Genomic DNA, 18,180 nt, shown 5'->3' with positions numbered 1-18,180 from the left:
AGGAACAATCATGAGAAGATTGGCAAAGAAAGTTGCAGCAACAGCTATGGCTCTTACAATGACAGCAGCTATGGCAACAACATGTTTCGCTGCAAACTGGGGAAGTTACTTTGGAGCTAATGCAGATTGGTACGAAGGAGCAGAAGGAAAATTAACAGCAAACACAGCAGCAGGATTTACAGCATCAATTAATTCTGTAGGCTGGGGTGGAGTTTGGGGAGCACAGGTATATATCGATGGCTCTAGGAATGACAATGCAAAGAATGTTAAGGTTAAAAAAGGAAAATCTTACACACTTTCATTTGACATCAGCGCTTCAAACCTTACAAAGTTTGCTTATGTTAAGGTTTCAACAGGTGAAAAATTAGCTTACTCAACATGGGTTAAGATGCCAGCTAACAAGACTGTTAAGGTTAAGAGAACTTTCAAGGCAGCAGGAAATGCTAATTCAGTTTACTTTGGATTAGGCGGAGATGTCGGTGATAGAAGAGATGTATCAACTGATGCGGATGCTGTAACAAGATACAATGTATTCAAGAGAGACTTCAAGCAGGCAGCAGAAATAGGATTACAGAACGATGCTAACGGTGACTACACAGCAGCTACAAACATCAAGGTTTCTAAGTTTACTTTAATTGAAACACCAAAGATTAAGTCAGCTAAGTCATCAAAAAAGGGCAAAGTTACAGTTAAGTTTGCAAAGGTTAACGGAGCAAAATCTTACAAAGTTAAGGTTGGAAGCAAAGTTAAAAAAACAAAGAAGACATCTGTAACAGTTAAGGCTAAATCAAAGAAGAAAGTAACTGTACAGGTAGCAGCAGTAGCTAAGACATCAGGAGTAACTGGTGCATACAGCGCTAAGAAGAAAGTAAAGGTTAAATAATTTTTAACTGAATAATACATATTAAGCAGATGTCAGATTTGATTCTGACATCTGTTTTAAAATTAATGACATAAGTCATAATGTTAACAACTCATATAAATATTAAATGGGATTTATTGTGCACAACCACATAAAAGTTTTTATTGCGCATAACGGCAAATAAACGTTATTAAATGGCATATGGGAATCAGTAGTGGGTAAATGGTCGATAGAAGTCGAACGATTTTTTACATATTTAGGAAAAAATAGCATATAATTATATTGATAAAAATTTAATAAACCAAAGTATGGTGAAGGGGGAAATACAATGATTGACAAAGTAATTGAAAACAACAGAGTGAGTATTATAGGAGAGATTGTTTCTGATTTCAGATTTAGTCACGAAGTTTTTGGAGAAGGATTCTACATAGTAGATGTATCGGTTGACAGATTAAGCGAATTAACTGATATTATTCCACTTATGGTATCTGAAAGGTTAGTTGATGTAAACGAAGACTACAAAGGAAGATTAGTTGAGGTTTCAGGACAGTTTAGATCTTATAATCGTCACGAAGGAACTAAGAATAAGTTAGTGTTATCAATTTTTGTTAGAGAATGGGAAGAGGTCGAAGAAAACCTGGAAGCTGGAAAAACTAATCAAATATTTTTAGATGGTTATATCTGTAAAGAACCAATTTACAGAAAAACACCACTTGGAAGAGAAATTGCAGATTTATTAATTGCAGTTAATCGTCCATACGGAAAATCAGATTATATTCCATGTATTGCCTGGGGGAGAAATGCAAGATATGCTTCTACATTTGAAGTGGGCGGTCACATTCAAATATGGGGACGCGTTCAAAGTAGAGAGTACGTTAAGAAAATTAACGAAGAGGAAAGTGAAAAGCATATAGCGTACGAAGTTTCTGTTAGTAAACTAGAATATATTGACCAGTAATAAAAAGCTGTTCTTAGATTTGATTCTGAGAACAGCTTTTTGCGTGATAGGAAAAATGTATAAAACGAAATGCCGTATAGTATACTGGTGAAAAATAGAATAGTTGTTAAATATAGATACATTGATTTTGTGCATTTTGTGAATAATAGATAAAAACGTTTTGACTTTTATACATGCATGAAGTAAAATTGTATAAAAAGATTTTAATTCAAATAAGGAGGAATTATGAAAAAGAGAATTAAAAACATAATTTCATTAGTTCTTGTAATAGCGTTGGCGATTAGTGGTATTACATATACTACAGAAACAAAAGCTGATGAAAAAGAAGATTCTTGGAAAACTAATGCAGTTAAAGTACCAAGTGAGGGACAACTTGTAGGAGCCGGTTACATTGATGTAAAATTTGATAATTCAATGGAAGGCTATACATATACTGTATATCTTGATGGAAATCCTGTTTACTGGAACGGTAACAATATTGTAAGAGAAGAACTAGGCGAACAGAAAACAGATTCTTCTGTAACTAAAACTTTTACATCAAGTGATGAAGGAAAGACAGAAGTTTATACAACAAAAGTAAGCAAACATGAAATTACTGTTAAGGCAAAAAAAGACGATGTTGAATTAACATCAGTGAGAACATTTTATGTTTCAAAAAAAGGTCTCGCATTAGGTGGCGACATGAGTGACAAGATTAAGCTAAGTAAACTTAACTGCTCATGGTATTACAATTGGTCAACAGATGCTTTTAATACATCATTAGATGAGGGCGTTCAGCACATTCCTATGATGTGGGGAAGCGGTGATGATAACAAAGAAGCAATGAAGAATTTAAATACAACATCAAATTATATTTTAGGATTTAATGAACCTGATATTAGAAGTCAGGCAAACATGGAATTCTTTGAAGCTTCAAGTGTTTGGAATGATTATATTAAACCTCTTAATATGAGAAATGTTTCACCGGCACCTGCAGCTCCGGGGGGAGATTCTGTATGGCTTAGAAGATTTATGAATGGTGATTACATTTGCAAAAATCCTTGGGACGGAAGTTGGGGATTATATTACGATTATGAAGATGACGCTACAAAAACCTGGGTAGATGGAGAAGCTGACAGTGTTGATGCGGTAGTTTTACATTATTATAGAAACACAATTAATTTGCAGGGACTAATTGATGCAGTGGAAACACTTTGGAATTCATATCATAAACCTATTTGGATAACTGAGATGTCTTTGTTTGGAGTGAAGGGAACGGATTATGACTTTAGTTATGAAATTCCTGAAAAAAGGGCAGAAATACAGAAATATCTTGAAGATGCAATGGATGCTTTAGATAATAATCCACATGTGGAAAGATACTGTTGGTTCCCATATGATATCGATAGTACGAATGATATAGATGCGTTTAATGGGTCAGGTGGAACAGCTATGTTTGATTATGAATCCGGTGCTTATACAGAACTTGGTAGAATGTATTCTTCAAAGGGAAATCCTGAAGGTTATAATGCACAAACAATATCAGATGATGAGATGTTTGTATATGTACCTGAAACAACAACTGAAGAAACAACAACTGTTAAACCTACAACACAGAAGCCTACAACACAGAAAACTACAACAAGAACAAAAAAAGTCACACCACAGCAGGTTAAAATCAAAGCAGCCAAAAATGTTAAGAAAAAATCTGTCAAGTTGACTTGGAAAAAAGTTTCAAAGGCAAAATCATATCAGGTTCAATATGCAATGAATAGTAAGTTTACTAAAAAAGTAAAAATTAAAAATACCAAGAAATTAACATACACTGTTAAACAATTAAAGAAGAAGAAAAAATATTACTTTAGAGTAAGAGCATGTGCCGGTAAAGTATATGGTAAATGGTCAAAGGCGAAGAAAGTTGTTATAAAAAAATAAAGTTAGGAAAGAGCTAATCTTAGAAATGAGATTGGCTCTTTTTGATGATAATGTTATATGAATTCGATATAAATAAGCAGAATATATAAATAATATTTTCTAATTGGTTAAAAATACTTTGATAAAAAGTAAAAATAAGATAAAATCATCCAAAAAAATGATAAAAAACGTTTCAGCTCCAAAAGCGTTATGCAATATTACATATTATTTAATAGATAAAAACAGTTTTATTCGTTAAATTTAACATTAAGTGTTGAGAAATAAAAACGTTTATGATATAATGACGATAATTGAAATGAGATTGAAAAATTTCAAGCAAAAATTAAAATTAAAATTTATTAAAGGAGGAATTGGAAATGAGAAAAGTTTTCAATAAGGTAGTAGCAGGTGCAACATCTGTAGCTTTAATTGCAACACTTGCATTAGGAGTTAATTTCGCAAGTTCAGTAAAGGCAGATGATGCAACAACATTAGCAGCACCAACATGGTCATTTACACAGGGGGGACAGTACAATCCAAATGAACCTGATAATACAGGTTATATTGAATCTGTTAATGTAGGAAGTGAAGTGCTTTCTGGTTGGGAAAGAAAAGTAAATGGAAAGCAGGTACAGTCATCAAGCACAGGAACAACAGGATTTACAATGAAAATTGAAAATACAGGCTGGGACAAAGATTGGGGAAATGATAGAATCAATCCATGGTCTGTAATGGCAACAAATACTATTGAAGGTAAGGCAGGTCATATATATACAGTTTCATTTAAAGCAAAAGCTTCAAAGAAGAAATATGCATATGTAGCATTTAATACAGAAACAGAAGGACTCGCACCATATGATCAGGCACCTGTTGAATTTGGCGGTGATGCATCAAATCAGATTATTACATTAGGAACAACTGAGAAAACATTTACATTTACATTTTCTAATTATGTATCAGCTAAAGAAATTACAACAGCAATTATGTTAGGTTCTTTCAATTCACAGAATGATTATGCAGGCAATGATGTAAAGGATATAATTAAAGAAACAGAAGTTAGCTGGAATGGTACAGTTGTAGTTAGTGATTTCACTATTACTGATAAGGGAGTAGATCCTGGATTTACAGAACCTGAAACAAAGCCAACACAGCCATCAGTTGATCCAACAAAGCCATCAGTTAACCCAACAAAGCCTTCAGTTAACCCAACACAGCCTTCAAAGCCATCAGTACAGCCTACAACTCCAGCAAAGAAACCTGCAGTTAAGAAGCTTGCTAAGGTTAAAGGTATTAAGGCTGTTAACAAGAAGAAAGGCACATTAAAGATTACTTGGAAGAAAGTAACTGGTGCTACATCATACAAGGTAAAAGTTGGAAAGAAAACATACACAGCAAAGAAAACATCTTTAACAGTTAAGAAGCTTAAAAAAGGAAAGAAAGTAACAATTAAGATTTCAGCTCAGGGACCAAAGGCTAAGTACAAAGCTTCAGCTTGGGCTTCAAAGAAAGTTAAAATTAAAAAATAATTGTTACAATTAAATTAGATGTATAATACAGTACCCAATGCTAAGGCATTGGGTAACTGTTTAATTAGAAGTAGACTTAATAGAAATGTCGGGAGGACTAAACGTGAGAAGAAATATTTTTAAAAAGATTTCAGCAGCAGTACTTTCATTAACTATGATTGTTGGAATGATTGGTGTTGTACCGGCAGCAGGTCATGCTGCAAACGGAGCAAATATTGCTTCAAATATTAGTTGGGATTATTTTTCAGTAATTAGTTATGATGCTAATGGCAACTTAGATTCACATAGTGGACATGTAGCAGGAGAAGATGGCTCAAGAAAACATCCATACTGCTGGTATCATGCATTAACACATATTAATACTGATAAATATCCAAATGGACAGGTCGCAGGAACAGACTTTGCAACTGAAGGCTGGGTAGCTGAAAGTTCATCATCATCAGCAAGATTTTATGCAAAGAATACAGGCTGGGATGGTCAGTACAATGAACGTGATGGCTCATTAGTTGGAGATAACCAGTGGGGACTTAGAATGTTTACATCAGCAATGAATGTAGAAAAAGGACGTTCATATACTTTATCATTTAAATACACAAGCACTTTAAAGGGAAAGAAGACTATCTACGAAACAGATGCAAATGGTGAATATGTATTAGATTCTAACGGAGATAAGATTCCTAAAAAGGATGAAAAGGGAAACGAGATTCAGGAGAATAATTATAAAAAACATATTAATGTTAGTGTAATTAATCCGGCTAACAATAATGGATTAGAATTTTCAACAACAAGTGGCTGTACATCAGCAGGCTTCTTTGTTGCAGATTCAAAAGTAACAGATCCACAGACTGTAACAGTTAAGTTCACTGTTCCGGCAAATTATGCAGGTTCACAGGTTAAAGTTCAGTTCGCTTTAGGTTCATATGTTGTTTCATATCCTGATGAATTAGCTATGACAGGAAGCTTCTCTGTATCTGACTTTAAGATTGCTGCAGGAACACAGTATTCTGTTAAATATACATATGGTTCAAAATCATATACAAAATATGTTAATGCAGGAGCAAAGACATCTTCATATGTATTTCCTGTAAAGGGCAAGACATTTTCAAAATTCACAAAGAACGGAAGCACATTTAGTCTTTCAACACCTATTACAGGAAACACTGTATTAAACTGTGTATATGTAAATACTCCAAAGCCAGCGAAGGCAAAGGTTAAATTTAAAGCACAGAAGAAGAAGGTTAAATTAGCTTTAACAAAGATTAAGAATTGTGTAGGATACGAAATTAAGTATGCTAACAATAAGAAGATGAAGAAAGCTAAGACAAAGACTACAACTGCTAAGACATATACAATTAAGAAGTTAAAGTCAAAGAAGAAAGTATACATTCAGGTTAAGGGTTATAACTATGACTCAGCTGGACAGAAGGTATACAGCAGTAGAGTTCTTAAGAAAACTGTAAAGGTCAAATAATCAGGAATTAATTAAAATTTTAAACGAAAGGGCGGAAGGTTATATATATAAATAGCTTTACTGCCCTTTTTTTAGAATTGAAATGTTATGGAAAAGAGTTGAAAAGGGGCAAACTGAATATGTTACCTTATTAATATTAATTATGATTAATGGAAATAATAAGGAGAGAAACTATGAAACATATTACAAGTTTCCTATTAGCTGTTGCGTTATTAGTGTCATCAATTACATTAATGCCATCAAATAATGTAAAGGCTGCAAGAAATGCAGAACAGTGGAAGAGTAGCGCAATAGTTAGTCCGGAAGAGGGAAAGCTTATTGGAGCAGGTTACATTGACGTAAAGTGGAATAACGACTTAGAAAATGTTAAATCTTATAGCGTTTATGTTGATGGTGCATTAAAGAAAACAGTAGCACCTAGTGGTGAGACAATGAAAGTTGAATTCTACACTACAGCAGTAAAGTCTCACAATGCAAAAATCACAGCAACTTTAGATGATGGAACAACAGTTACAACTAACACAAGAACTTTCTATGTTACAAAGAAGGGGGTTTGTGTAAATGAAAAAGATATGGGTACAGTTGTAGATCCTGCATCAATGAACATTGGTTGGTATTACAATTGGGGCTACAGATCTTTTAAAGATATGGGCTTCAAGAATAAAAAATTCAATAATGTTGAATTCGTTCCTATGATATGGGGAGATAATCCAAAAAGTATTGAAGACAGATGTACATATGCTAACAAGAAAGAGTATAAATATTTATTATCATACAATGAACCGGATTTAACATGGGAATCAGATCAGACACCTACAGCTATGATAAACAGATGGAGAGAAACAATCAGTTATAAGGGTAGCCTAAGATTAGGTTCACCTGCAACTGAAACATTCCAGATTAATTCAGATAAGTGGTGGACACCATTTTGGAATGGTTTATCAGCTTCTGATAAGAGCAATATGACTTTTATTGCGGTACATGCATATCAGCATTATTACAATAATAAAGAAACAGCTTTACAGTATTTACATGCAATAGATGAAATTTACTATAAATACCGTAAGCCAATTTGGATTACAGAATTTGCTGTTGCTGATAGTGGAAACAAGTTCAGTCCAAGTAACTCTAAACATGTTGCACAGGTACAGGAATTTATGAAGATAGTTCTTAAGGGATTAAATGAAAGATCATACGTTGAAAGATATGCATGGTTTGACTTCAATCCAAAGGATGACCAGACCGGTGCATCAGGTATTTTTGATTACGATACAGGAAAACTTACTAAGTTAGGTGAAATTTACGCAAATATTGGTAATCCTGTCGGTTATAATGCAAAGACATACAGTACAGCATACACAACAACACAGAATACATCACTTGGAACATGTGTATCTGCAGTACCTACAACAATTTACAGCTTAATAGGAAAGAAAAAAACTTTCTCATATAGCTTCAAGAAAGTAGACAGAGCTGCAGGATATCAGCTACAGTATTCATTAAATAAGAAGTTTAGTACAAAGAAGAAATATAAGACAAAGTACAAGAATCTTTCAGCAAAGAATACAACAACTATTTCAGGTAGTGTTACTAAGCTTCAGAATAACAAGAGATACTATGCAAGAGCAAGAGCTTACAAAGTAATAAATGGCAAGAAATATTACTGCAAGTGGAGTTCTGTTGTTACAGCAAAAACAAAAAAAGTAAAAGTAAAAAAAGCAAAGAAAACTAAAAAGTCAAAAAAAACTAGCAAAAAGAAATAATTAAAGAGGCAAGAAATGAAGAAGGTTTTAAAAAAAGTTATATTTTTAGTATTAGCAGTAGCTATGGTGTTGTCTTTTAACACTGTAGCTATGAAAAATACCGTTAAAGCTGCTAATGTAGTTCCATTTCAGGTTACATCTCCAACAGCAAATAAGTTGGTGCCTGCCGGACACGTAACAATTACATGGTCTAACGGGAATAGTTATGGAACAGTAAAAAACTATACAGTTTACGTGGATGGCAAGAAGGAAACAACTACAACATCTACATCTTATGATTTTTATACAACAAAAGTAAATATTCATTCAGTTTGGGTAACAGCTCAAATGACAAATGGCAAATACATGGATACTGCTACAGTTAAGTTTAAAGTATCAAAGAAAGGTATTGCAGCCAGCAAGGCAATGGCAATTGAGTTGGAGCCGGATGATGTCCAGGCATCATGGTATTATAATTGGGGAACTCGTGAATTTAAACAGTTATCTCAATGTACAACACGGCAGGATAAGAATGAAATTGGTGTAAATTTTGCAAATCAGTTTAAGAAAATTGAATATGTGCCAATGGTGTGGTCATCAAATTCTTATTCAAACACATTAAGCAAGGTTCAGACAGCAAAAAATAATGGTTATAAAACTATATTAGGTTTTAACGAACCTGATTTTAAGGATCAGGCAAATATGAATGTTGCAACAGCAATTAGTTGTTGGCCTGCATTTATGAATCAGGGAATGAGAGTTGGCTCACCGGCTACAGGAACATGGCCAACAACAAATACATGGTTCCAGAATTTTATGAGCCAGATAGACAGCAATTCAAGTTTAGATGTTGATTTTATAACAATACATTGTTATCCTGAAAATTATGCGGGAAAAGACGGTGCAAACTGGTTCTTAACAAATGTTGTTGAAGCTTGTTGGAATAAGTATCACAAACCAATTTGGATAACAGAATTCTCTCCACAGGGACAGTATGTAACAAAGTCAGGAGAGGCAGAGTTTATTAAAACAGCACTTGAAGGTTTAGATAAGATGGACTATGTTGAAAGGTATTCAGCATTCTCATTTGATGGTGCAGGAACAAACAAGAACACTATTAATTGTGCGCTATGGTATCATTCAACAGGAGTTTTTACAGAGGCAGGAAAGGCTTATTGTAATTATGGTAATCCAACAGCTGAATATGTTGCAGGAAATGCTGTAAATCAAAACAGAAAGATTTCTATCGGCTCAAATACAACAACTCCTAGCGTTGTAAAACCAGCTAAGGCAAAAATAAAATCTGTAAAAAACATTAAAACAAGAAAGATTAAACTTACTTTAAGCAAAACAAAGAATGCTAAAGGTTACCAGATTAAGATTTGTGATAACAAAAAGTTTTCAGGCTACTGGACAAAGAACATAACAAAGACAACTTATACATTTAAGAAAATGGATAAGAAAACAACTTATTACTTTAAAGCCAGAGCTTACACAAAGAAGGGTAGCACAAAGATTTACGGAGCTTGGAGCAAAACAAAGAAGGTTAAAGTTAAAAAATAATAAAATTACTAAGGAAAATACAAAAATAAGACTTAAAACAATTTTTTTTACCTTGTAAAATTTCATAAAATATTTTAAAATGTAATAAGATTTTTAGAAAAGGGTTATATTAACCCTTTTCTTTTTTGAAAAAATTGCAAAATAAAATGAAGAGGACTTAATATGAACAACAGGAAAAGAAATGTTATAATTGGAATTATTTTAATACTTTTAGTAGTATTGCTAGGTGCCATTGTTGGAACAAGCATTGCCACAAAGAATAGGAAAAATAAAATAAACAAAAATAAAAGTAAATGGAAAACTGAGGCGGTTATTTCACCTGAAAAAGGAAGCTTACAGCCGGCAGGTTATATTACAATAAACTGGAAGTCGGCAGATAAAATGGGACGTGTACATAAGTATCAGATATATGTAGATGATAAGAAGCAGGGAGAAGTATCAGGCAATAAGACAACTTTTGAATATTACACTACAAAAGTATCAATTCACAAAGTATATATTAAAGCAATATTAGACCACGGAAATGAAGTTAATTCTGATGTTTTTGGATTTTATGTTAATAAAAAAGGCTTTTGTATGAACAAGGATATGGCAGAACATGTAAATGCTGATCACTGGAACGTTTCCTGGTATTACAATTGGGCTTTGTCAAAACATAATTATACGTCATTTCAAAAATTACAATTTGTGCCAATGTTTTGGACAACTGCGCCTACTGATAAAGATCAGGCTGAAGTATTGAAATTACGTGGATATAAGTATGTTTTGGCATTTAATGAACCGGATAGAGCAGATCAGTCAAACATGAGTGTAGATGATGCTGTTAGTGGTATGAAATCCATATTGAATCAGGGCTTAATCGTAGGTAGCCCTGCTGCATCAGTTTGGCCTTCAGCTTCAGAAGAATGGTTTCAGCCTTTTATGAAAAAAATGAAACAGGAAAAAATGGATGATGACATGGCGTTTTTAGTATTGCATCACTACTGGAATTGGCATACAAAAGAGGGAGCAGAAGCCTTTTTGAAAATAATAGATGAAACCTGGGAAATGTACAAAAAGCCAATTTGGATTACAGAGTTTGCTCTGAGCGGTGTGCCTGCATGGACTAAACAGACAAGACAGTCTGCAATTGATTATATGAAAATTGTTTTGCCTGAATTGGACAAGAGAGATTATGTGGAGAGATACGCATGGTTTTCATTTGAACCGACAGATTATAAAAACGGTGGTTCTTCATTAATTAATTCATATAAGGGAAAAATAACACAGTTAGGCTACGAATATCAGAAATTAGGAGTGCCTGAGGGCTATGGTAAAAAAGGTCAGGTTTTACAGGAAAAGAACCCTAACGACGATATTATTAAATAATAGAATGTTAATACAGCATTCAAAGTTTTTCCAGCCCGGTGTGCAAAATGACATTGCACAAATACAGGTGGAAAAAGATGTTTTGATGCCATAATCTAAATAGAAATATATTTTAATATTTATTAAATAAATCAGAAAAGCTGAATATAATATTTATATATACAGTTTGTATTGGTATATTTATTTGGAATAATGAAGAATAGAAAACAAAATTTTATAATGCAAATACCATAGTGTTGGGTTGACACTATAGGGTCACAGTGATATTATTAATACAGTTAATATAGTAGAGGTTGCACCGGTTATTAGTAGTACATAGGATGTCCCGGAGACAGAAGATTGTGTACAAAAGGAAGTGGTGCCGAAGGGTGGATATCCGGAATATTTACTCTGGGCGTATGGTTAATAGTCATATGACTGTCATCAATTGATGAAGAGCTAATTGATGGAGGGCTACTTATAAGTATTATATTGAATTCTTATAAGGAGCTTAGGTTTAAGCTCCTTTTACTATGCTTAACAAAATAATACATATTTTTTAGGAGGAAATGTAAAATGTCTATTTTTACAGGTGCAGGTGTAGCGATTATTACACCATTTAATGACGATGATACTGTTAATTATGAAGAATTCGGAAGAATTATTGATGATCAGATTGCTAATAGTACAGATGCAATTATTGTATGTGGTACAACAGGTGAATCATCAACAATGCCTGACGAAGAACACGTTTCAGTTATAAAATATTGTGTAGATAAGGTTGCAGGAAGAGTTCCTGTTATTGCAGGTACAGGTTCAAACTGTACAAGAGAAGCAGTTAATATGTCAAAGAAGGCAGAAGAAGTTGGAGCAGACGGACTTCTTTGTGTAACACCATATTACAACAAATGTACTCAGGACGGCTTATATGAATATTACAAGGCTATTTCAGATGCAGTTAATATTCCAATTATTATGTACAATGTACCAAGCAGAACAGGTACAACAATCCAGCCTGAAACAGCAGTTAGAATTGCAAAGGAAGTTAAGAATGTAGTTGCTATTAAGGAAGCTTCAGGAAATATTTCAGCAGTAGCTAAATTAGCATCACTTGCTAATGGCTGTATTGATATTTATTCAGGAAATGATGATCAGGTATTACCAATTCTTTCACTTGGTGGAAAAGGTGTAATTTCAGTTTGGTCACATGTTGCACCAAAGAAAGTACATGACATGGTTTATGCATTTTTAGATGGAGACATTGAAACAGCTCAGAAGTTACAATTAGAAGCAATCGATGTTATCGGCGCTTTGTTCTGTGAAGTAAATCCAATTCCCGTAAAGGCAGCAATGAACATGCTTGGTTATAAGGTAGGAACAGTTAGAGCACCACTTACAGAATTAACAGATGCTCATAAGGAAGTATTAAAGAAAGCATTAAAAGACTACGGTGTATTATAAATAGCAGGATAATATGGCAAATATACAAAGGATATATTGCCAAAAAAATAATTCTTTTTGCAAATGCAAAGGGATTATAGGTAATGGAGGAGAAAATGGTAAATGTAATAATGCATGGATGTAATGGCAAGATGGGGAGAGTTATTACAGACTTAATTAGTAAAGATGAAGATGTACAGATTGTAGCTGGAATTGATGCTTATACAGGTATTGCAAATGATTATCCTGTGTTTAAGTCAATAAAGGAATGTGATGTTAAGGCTGACGCAATAATTGATTTTGCGGTAACAGCAGCTATTGATGATCTATTAGATTATGCAGTTGAAACAAAGACACCTGTTGTTGTATGTACAACAGGTTTGTCTGCACAGCAGTTAGACAAGGTTAATGAGGCTAGCAAAAGTGTAGCAGTCCTTCGTTCAGCAAACATGTCTTTAGGAATTAATACATTAATGAAAGTATTAAAAATCGCTACAGATGTTTTATCTGACAGAGGATTTGATATTGAAATCGTAGAAAAACATCATAATCAGAAGGTTGATGCACCAAGCGGAACAGCACTTGCGTTAGCAGATTGCATCAATCAGGAATTAAATAACGAATATGATTACACATACGATAGAAGTAATGTTCGTGAAAAGAGAAAGAAGAATGAAATTGGAATTTCAGCAGTTAGAGGTGGCACAATTGTAGGTGAACACGAAGTTATTTTTGCCGGAACTGATGAAGTAATCGAAATTAAACATACAGCTTACTCAAAAGCTATATTTGCCAAGGGGGCAATTGATGCTGCAAAATTCCTTGCAGGAAAAGAAGCGGGCATGTACAACATGGCAGATGTAATTGATTAATTTTTGTTGTATAAAATTAAATAAAATGAAAATAATAACTTCATAAAGAAACTGTTAGAAAACAGTGTAAATTATGGAGGTTAGAAATGAAATATTTACGAAATTACTTATTAGTATTAACACTTATGTTGTCAGTATTTACATTTGTTGGATGTGGCAACAATGACAATGAAACAACTACAGTTGAGTCAAATACAACTGACAATAATCAGAGTACAACAAATAACATGAATAATAACACAGATAACAATGGAAATAACAATAATGGTAACGATAATAATGGCGTTATTGATGATATTGGCGATGACATTGAAGATGGTGTAGATGATATTGTTGACGACATTGATGGTAATGATAACGACACAACACAGTCAAACAAAAAGAATAATACAAACAACACAAAGAATAATACAACAAAGAAAAATACAAACAAAAATAATACAACTAAATAGTGTAAATAATATTAATTAAAAACCAACTTCGAAAAGTTTAATCTTATTATGTTGAAAAATATAACAGAATTAAATTCAAGAAGTTGGTTTTTTGCAATATTTCCTAATATAAAACATATAATATTATGAAAAAATATTTTTAGGAATAATATGGCATATAAAATAATAATTGATCCGGGACATGGTGGAAGTGATTCGGGTGCAACTTATAATGGCAGACAGGAAAAAGATGATGCCCTTAGAATGGCAATGGCTGTAGGGGATTTACTAAAAAATGCAGGCTTTGATGTAGTTTATACAAGAACAACAGACGTCTATAATACGCCCTTTGAAAAAGCAACAATTGGAAATGAAGCAGGCGGGAATTTGTTTGTTTCATTTCATAGAAATTCCTCCCCAACGCCTAACACATATGGTGGAGTTCAGGCTTTAGTGTATAATGATTCAGGTTTTAAGGGAACTTTGGCAAGAAATATTAATGAAAATCTTGTGGCACTTGGTTTTGAAGACAAGGGAGTTGTGGAACGACCAAATTTGGTAGTTTTGAAAAGGACTAAAATGCCGGCTGTTCTTTTAGAACTAGGTTTTATTAATTCAGATAAAGATAATCAGTTATTTGATGAAAAGTTTAATGAAATAGCTCAGGCAATAGCGGATGGTATAATTGACACTCTAAATTCAAATGGAATAACAGCCTCTCAAATGTCAAGATATACTGTTCAGGTAGGGGCGTTTAGAAATCCTTTGTTGGCAAACAGACAGGCAAATGAACTTAAAATGCAGGGCTTTCCTGTTAATTTGATAGTTGAACGGGGACTTATTAAAGTGACAGTTGGCAATTATAGAAATTTAGATAATGCTGTTGCAACTGAACAGCGACTAAGAGCTTTAGGGTACAATACATTCGTAAGAACAATATAATAAATGTATATTTGAATTAGAATGTTATAATGAAATCGTTCAAATGAACAATTTATGGTATTAGGGCATTATAACAAATGGGTTATAGAATTGGAATGTTCTAATAAATGGGTCGTTGATATTAAAATAATATAATGTTACAATTAGCACAGTATTGTTTAGATAAAAATGTGGATTGTAAATTACAATGTACAAAGCAGTAATCAGGATTTGGGTGTTTTGGCACCCAAATCCTAATAGGAAATACTAAAGAAATTTCCAATTACATAAAGAAACAAATTGGGCAGAAAGGAGAATAGTCCATTAAAAAAGAGTGGATTATATTTAAAATGAATAACGGATTTATAAAGGTAGCTGCCGCTACACCAAAAATAAAAGTTGGCGACTGTAAACACAACGCAGTGGAAATATGTTCATTAATAAGAGAAGCTTATAGAAATAAAACACAGTTAATTGTTTTTCCTGAATTATGTATTACAGGATATACAGCTGGGGATTTGTTTTGGCAAAAGGCACTTTTAGATAATGCAATGAAGGCACTTATTGAAACTATTGTTCCATATACAGAGGACAAGGAAATTATTGCAATAGTTGGTTTACCAATGATTTTTAATAGTAAATTATATAATATGGCTGCAGTAGTATATGACGGTGAAATAATGGGCTTTGTACCTAAAACATATATTCCAAATTATTCAGAATTTTATGAGGGAAGACATTTTTCGTCAGGTAAAGGTGTTGAAGGCTTCAAGGATGTAACTTATAAGGAAACTAATGAAAACTCATTTCTTGCAGGCTCATATATTCTAAAGAATTTTAAATTAGAGTCACAGGAAGAATATGACGATGAATATGATGACGAGTACGATGAGGAGTTTGATGAGACGAAGGATACAGTTTCTGTTGGTACAAATCTTTTATTTAAGTGTGTTAATTTTGATAATTTTACATTTTCAATAGAAATATGTGAGGATTTATGGGTTCCAAATCCACCAAGTACAAATCATGCAATGGCAGGAGCTACAGTAATTGCTAATTTATCAGCCAGTGATGAAACAGTTGGAAAAGATACTTACAGAACAGGTCTTGTAACAGGTCAGTCGGCAAGAACTTTGTCAGCGTACATATATGCTGATGCAGGAGAAGGAGAATCAACTACTGATTTGGTTTTTGCAGGTCATAACATTATTGCAGAGAATGGAGCAATTATTGCCCAGTCAGATAAATTTACCAACGGCATTACTTATGGTGAAATTGATTTGGACAAGATTGCTGCTGAAAGAGCAAGAATGACAACATTTGTGTCAGGTCAGGATATTGACAGCGAATATGAAGAAATTGAAATATATTTAGAGGAAGAAAAATTTGATTTCAGTAGAGTAATAGACAATGCACCGTTTGTTCCATCAAACGAAAGTGAAAGGGACAAGCGTTGTGAGGAAATTCTTTCCATTCAGACAATGGGCTTAAAGAAACGATTAGAGCATACTAATTGCAAAAATGCAGTTGTTGGAATTTCAGGTGGCTTGGATTCAACACTTGCCCTTCTTGTTACGGTAAGAGCTTTTGATAGTTTAAATATCGATAGAAAAGGAATTATTGCTGTAACAATGCCGGGCTTTGGAACAACTGACAGAACTTACAACAATGCCTTAAAAATGATAGAAAAATTAGGTTGCACTCTTAAGGAAGTAAATATTGCTGAAGCTGTGAAGTTACACTTAAAACAAATTGGACATGATATAAATATACATGATGTAACTTATGAAAATGCTCAGGCAAGACAGAGAACATATTTGTTAATGGATTTTGCCAATGAATATAATGGCATGGTTATCGGTACAGGGGATATGTCAGAGTTGGCATTAGGCTGGGCTACTTATAATGGTGATCATATGTCAATGTATGGTGTCAATGCAGGAGTTCCAAAAACATTGGTTAGACATTTAGTTAAATACTTTGCAGATACAACAGAAGAAAAGGAACTTGCAAAAGTATTATTTGATGTACTTGACACACCTGTCAGTCCTGAACTTTTACCACCAAAAGATGGCAAGATTTCACAGAAAACTGAGGATTTGGTAGGACCATACGAGTTACACGATTTCTTCTTATATTATGTTTTAAGATATGGCTATAATCCAAAGAAAGTATTGTTCTTAGCCAATGAAGCTTTTAAGGGCATATATGATAAGGAAACAATATTAAAGTGGCTTAAAACATTTTATAGAAGATTCTTTTCACAGCAGTTTAAGAGAAGTTGTTTGCCTGATGGTCCAAAAGTTGGTTCAGTTGCAGTATCACCTAGAGGGGATTTGCGAATGCCAAGTGATGCCTGCGTAAGACAATGGTTAGAAGAATTGGAATAGCAGATTTATTAATATAATCACAAGAAGAATATAATTATAAATATTTTAAAAGAAATAAAAGGATGAGGCATTTTTGTCTCATCCTTTTTGGTAAAAAAGAGGTAACAATTAAGAAAAATAGGAAAATAAAAATAAACTATAATAAATCAAATATAGGAGGGTTATTTTTTTCCTTTGTTTATAGTGTCCACAATTGCATCATACAACATGGTATATGTATACTTGCTGTCTTTAGAGAATTTTACGTTTTTAACTGACTGACTGTCAACAATCTGATTTGCAATATCATCGAAGGCTGGCTGTACCAGTGGATACATTGTGGAGATTGTATCGCTTACGTTAGTGACGGTAATGGCATTTATGTGATTGTTATCAAGGGTAACGGATATTTCCATAGGATTACCATTTAATGTAACTTGGGAAGTGTAAACTCCGGCTTCATATTGGCTATTGGTAGTTTTTGTTTCTTTTTCTCCTTGGTTTTTATTACAAAACATAAATATCAAAGATATTATCAGTACAATACCAAGGAGTACAAACACAAGGGTATAAATAAGCTCCTTTAAATGAAATACCATAAATTTTGGACTTTTTCCCATAATGACTCCTTAAAAAATATTTTATATTTAAGTTTATTAAAAGGAATGAGAAAGTATACATGAAAAAACAATATTATTAAAATAATTAGCTTATAAATTAAAAAAAGATACATTAAAGTACGCTGTAATTTGGTATACTATAATAGTGCAAGAAATTTGCTTATT

At 33.2% G+C, this 18,180-nt stretch carries 14 protein-coding genes and 1 riboswitch; of the genes, 13 read left to right on the top strand and 1 reads right to left on the bottom strand.

Translation table 11 applies throughout. The features are described 5' to 3' along the window. Window positions 1–10 precede the first annotated feature (10 nt). From DW006_RS03610 to DW006_RS03550, 13 genes are all read left to right on the top strand, one after another. Window positions 11–883: a hypothetical protein gene (locus DW006_RS03610; protein WP_117999092.1), complete on the top strand. Its 873-nt coding sequence runs from the start codon at window positions 11–13 to the stop codon at window positions 881–883. A 307-nt stretch (window positions 884–1,190) separates the two neighbouring features. Continuing rightward, window positions 1,191–1,820: a single-stranded DNA-binding protein gene (locus tag DW006_RS03605; RefSeq protein ID WP_022166233.1), complete on the top strand. Its 630-nt coding sequence runs from the start codon at window positions 1,191–1,193 to the stop codon at window positions 1,818–1,820. A gap of 225 nt (window positions 1,821–2,045) precedes the next feature. Beyond that, complete coding sequence (locus tag DW006_RS03600) at window positions 2,046–3,734, top strand: glycosyl hydrolase (RefSeq protein ID WP_117999091.1); 1,689 nt, start codon at window positions 2,046–2,048, stop codon at window positions 3,732–3,734. A gap of 356 nt (window positions 3,735–4,090) precedes the next feature. Then, on the top strand, window positions 4,091–5,239 hold the full coding sequence (locus DW006_RS03595) for a hypothetical protein (protein ID WP_117999090.1): 1,149 nt from the start codon (window positions 4,091–4,093) through the stop codon (window positions 5,237–5,239). Between the two features lie 103 nt (window positions 5,240–5,342). Continuing rightward, window positions 5,343–6,710: a hypothetical protein gene (locus tag DW006_RS03590; RefSeq protein ID WP_117999089.1), complete on the top strand. Its 1,368-nt coding sequence runs from the start codon at window positions 5,343–5,345 to the stop codon at window positions 6,708–6,710. A gap of 173 nt (window positions 6,711–6,883) precedes the next feature. Continuing rightward, window positions 6,884–8,473 (top strand): glycosyl hydrolase, encoded by a 1,590-nt coding sequence (locus DW006_RS03585; protein ID WP_158561059.1) that lies wholly within the window; start codon window positions 6,884–6,886, stop codon window positions 8,471–8,473. Window positions 8,474–8,488: 15 nt separating this feature from the next. After that, entirely contained in the window at window positions 8,489–10,015 is a 1,527-nt protein-coding gene (locus DW006_RS03580; RefSeq protein WP_117999087.1) for a glycosyl hydrolase, read from the top strand. A 162-nt stretch (window positions 10,016–10,177) separates the two neighbouring features. Continuing rightward, the gene (locus DW006_RS03575) at window positions 10,178–11,383 is read left to right on the top strand and encodes a glycosyl hydrolase (RefSeq protein ID WP_117999086.1); all 1,206 of its coding nucleotides are present in this window, start codon (window positions 10,178–10,180) and stop codon (window positions 11,381–11,383) included. Window positions 11,384–11,662: 279 nt separating this feature from the next. Next, window positions 11,663–11,847, top strand: a riboswitch (Lysine riboswitch). A 91-nt stretch (window positions 11,848–11,938) separates the two neighbouring features. Then, window positions 11,939–12,823 (top strand): 4-hydroxy-tetrahydrodipicolinate synthase, encoded by an 885-nt coding sequence (gene dapA, locus DW006_RS03570; protein ID WP_117999085.1) that lies wholly within the window; start codon window positions 11,939–11,941, stop codon window positions 12,821–12,823. 95 nt (window positions 12,824–12,918) lie between these two features. Beyond that, on the top strand, window positions 12,919–13,674 hold the full coding sequence (gene dapB, locus DW006_RS03565) for a 4-hydroxy-tetrahydrodipicolinate reductase (protein ID WP_117999084.1): 756 nt from the start codon (window positions 12,919–12,921) through the stop codon (window positions 13,672–13,674). 86 nt (window positions 13,675–13,760) lie between these two features. Then, complete coding sequence (locus DW006_RS03560) at window positions 13,761–14,126, top strand: hypothetical protein (RefSeq protein WP_022166225.1); 366 nt, start codon at window positions 13,761–13,763, stop codon at window positions 14,124–14,126. Window positions 14,127–14,276: 150 nt separating this feature from the next. Beyond that, on the top strand, window positions 14,277–15,047 hold the full coding sequence (locus tag DW006_RS03555) for an N-acetylmuramoyl-L-alanine amidase (RefSeq protein WP_117999083.1): 771 nt from the start codon (window positions 14,277–14,279) through the stop codon (window positions 15,045–15,047). A gap of 329 nt (window positions 15,048–15,376) precedes the next feature. Beyond that, window positions 15,377–17,416: an NAD(+) synthase gene (locus DW006_RS03550; RefSeq protein WP_117999082.1), complete on the top strand. Its 2,040-nt coding sequence runs from the start codon at window positions 15,377–15,379 to the stop codon at window positions 17,414–17,416. A 161-nt stretch (window positions 17,417–17,577) separates the two neighbouring features. Here the strand turns inward: DW006_RS03550 and DW006_RS03545 are convergent, their stop codons facing one another. After that, a complete protein-coding gene (locus DW006_RS03545; RefSeq protein ID WP_022166222.1) occupies window positions 17,578–18,015 on the bottom strand; it encodes a hypothetical protein in 438 nt (145 codons plus the stop codon). Window positions 18,016–18,180 lie beyond the last annotated feature (165 nt).

It is taken from the genome of Eubacterium sp. AF36-5BH (genome assembly GCF_003460505.1).
In the GTDB taxonomy this organism is placed as follows: Bacteria; Bacillota; Clostridia; order Lachnospirales; family Lachnospiraceae; genus Eubacterium_G.
This window is presented reverse-complemented; position numbering and strand designations above follow the sequence as displayed.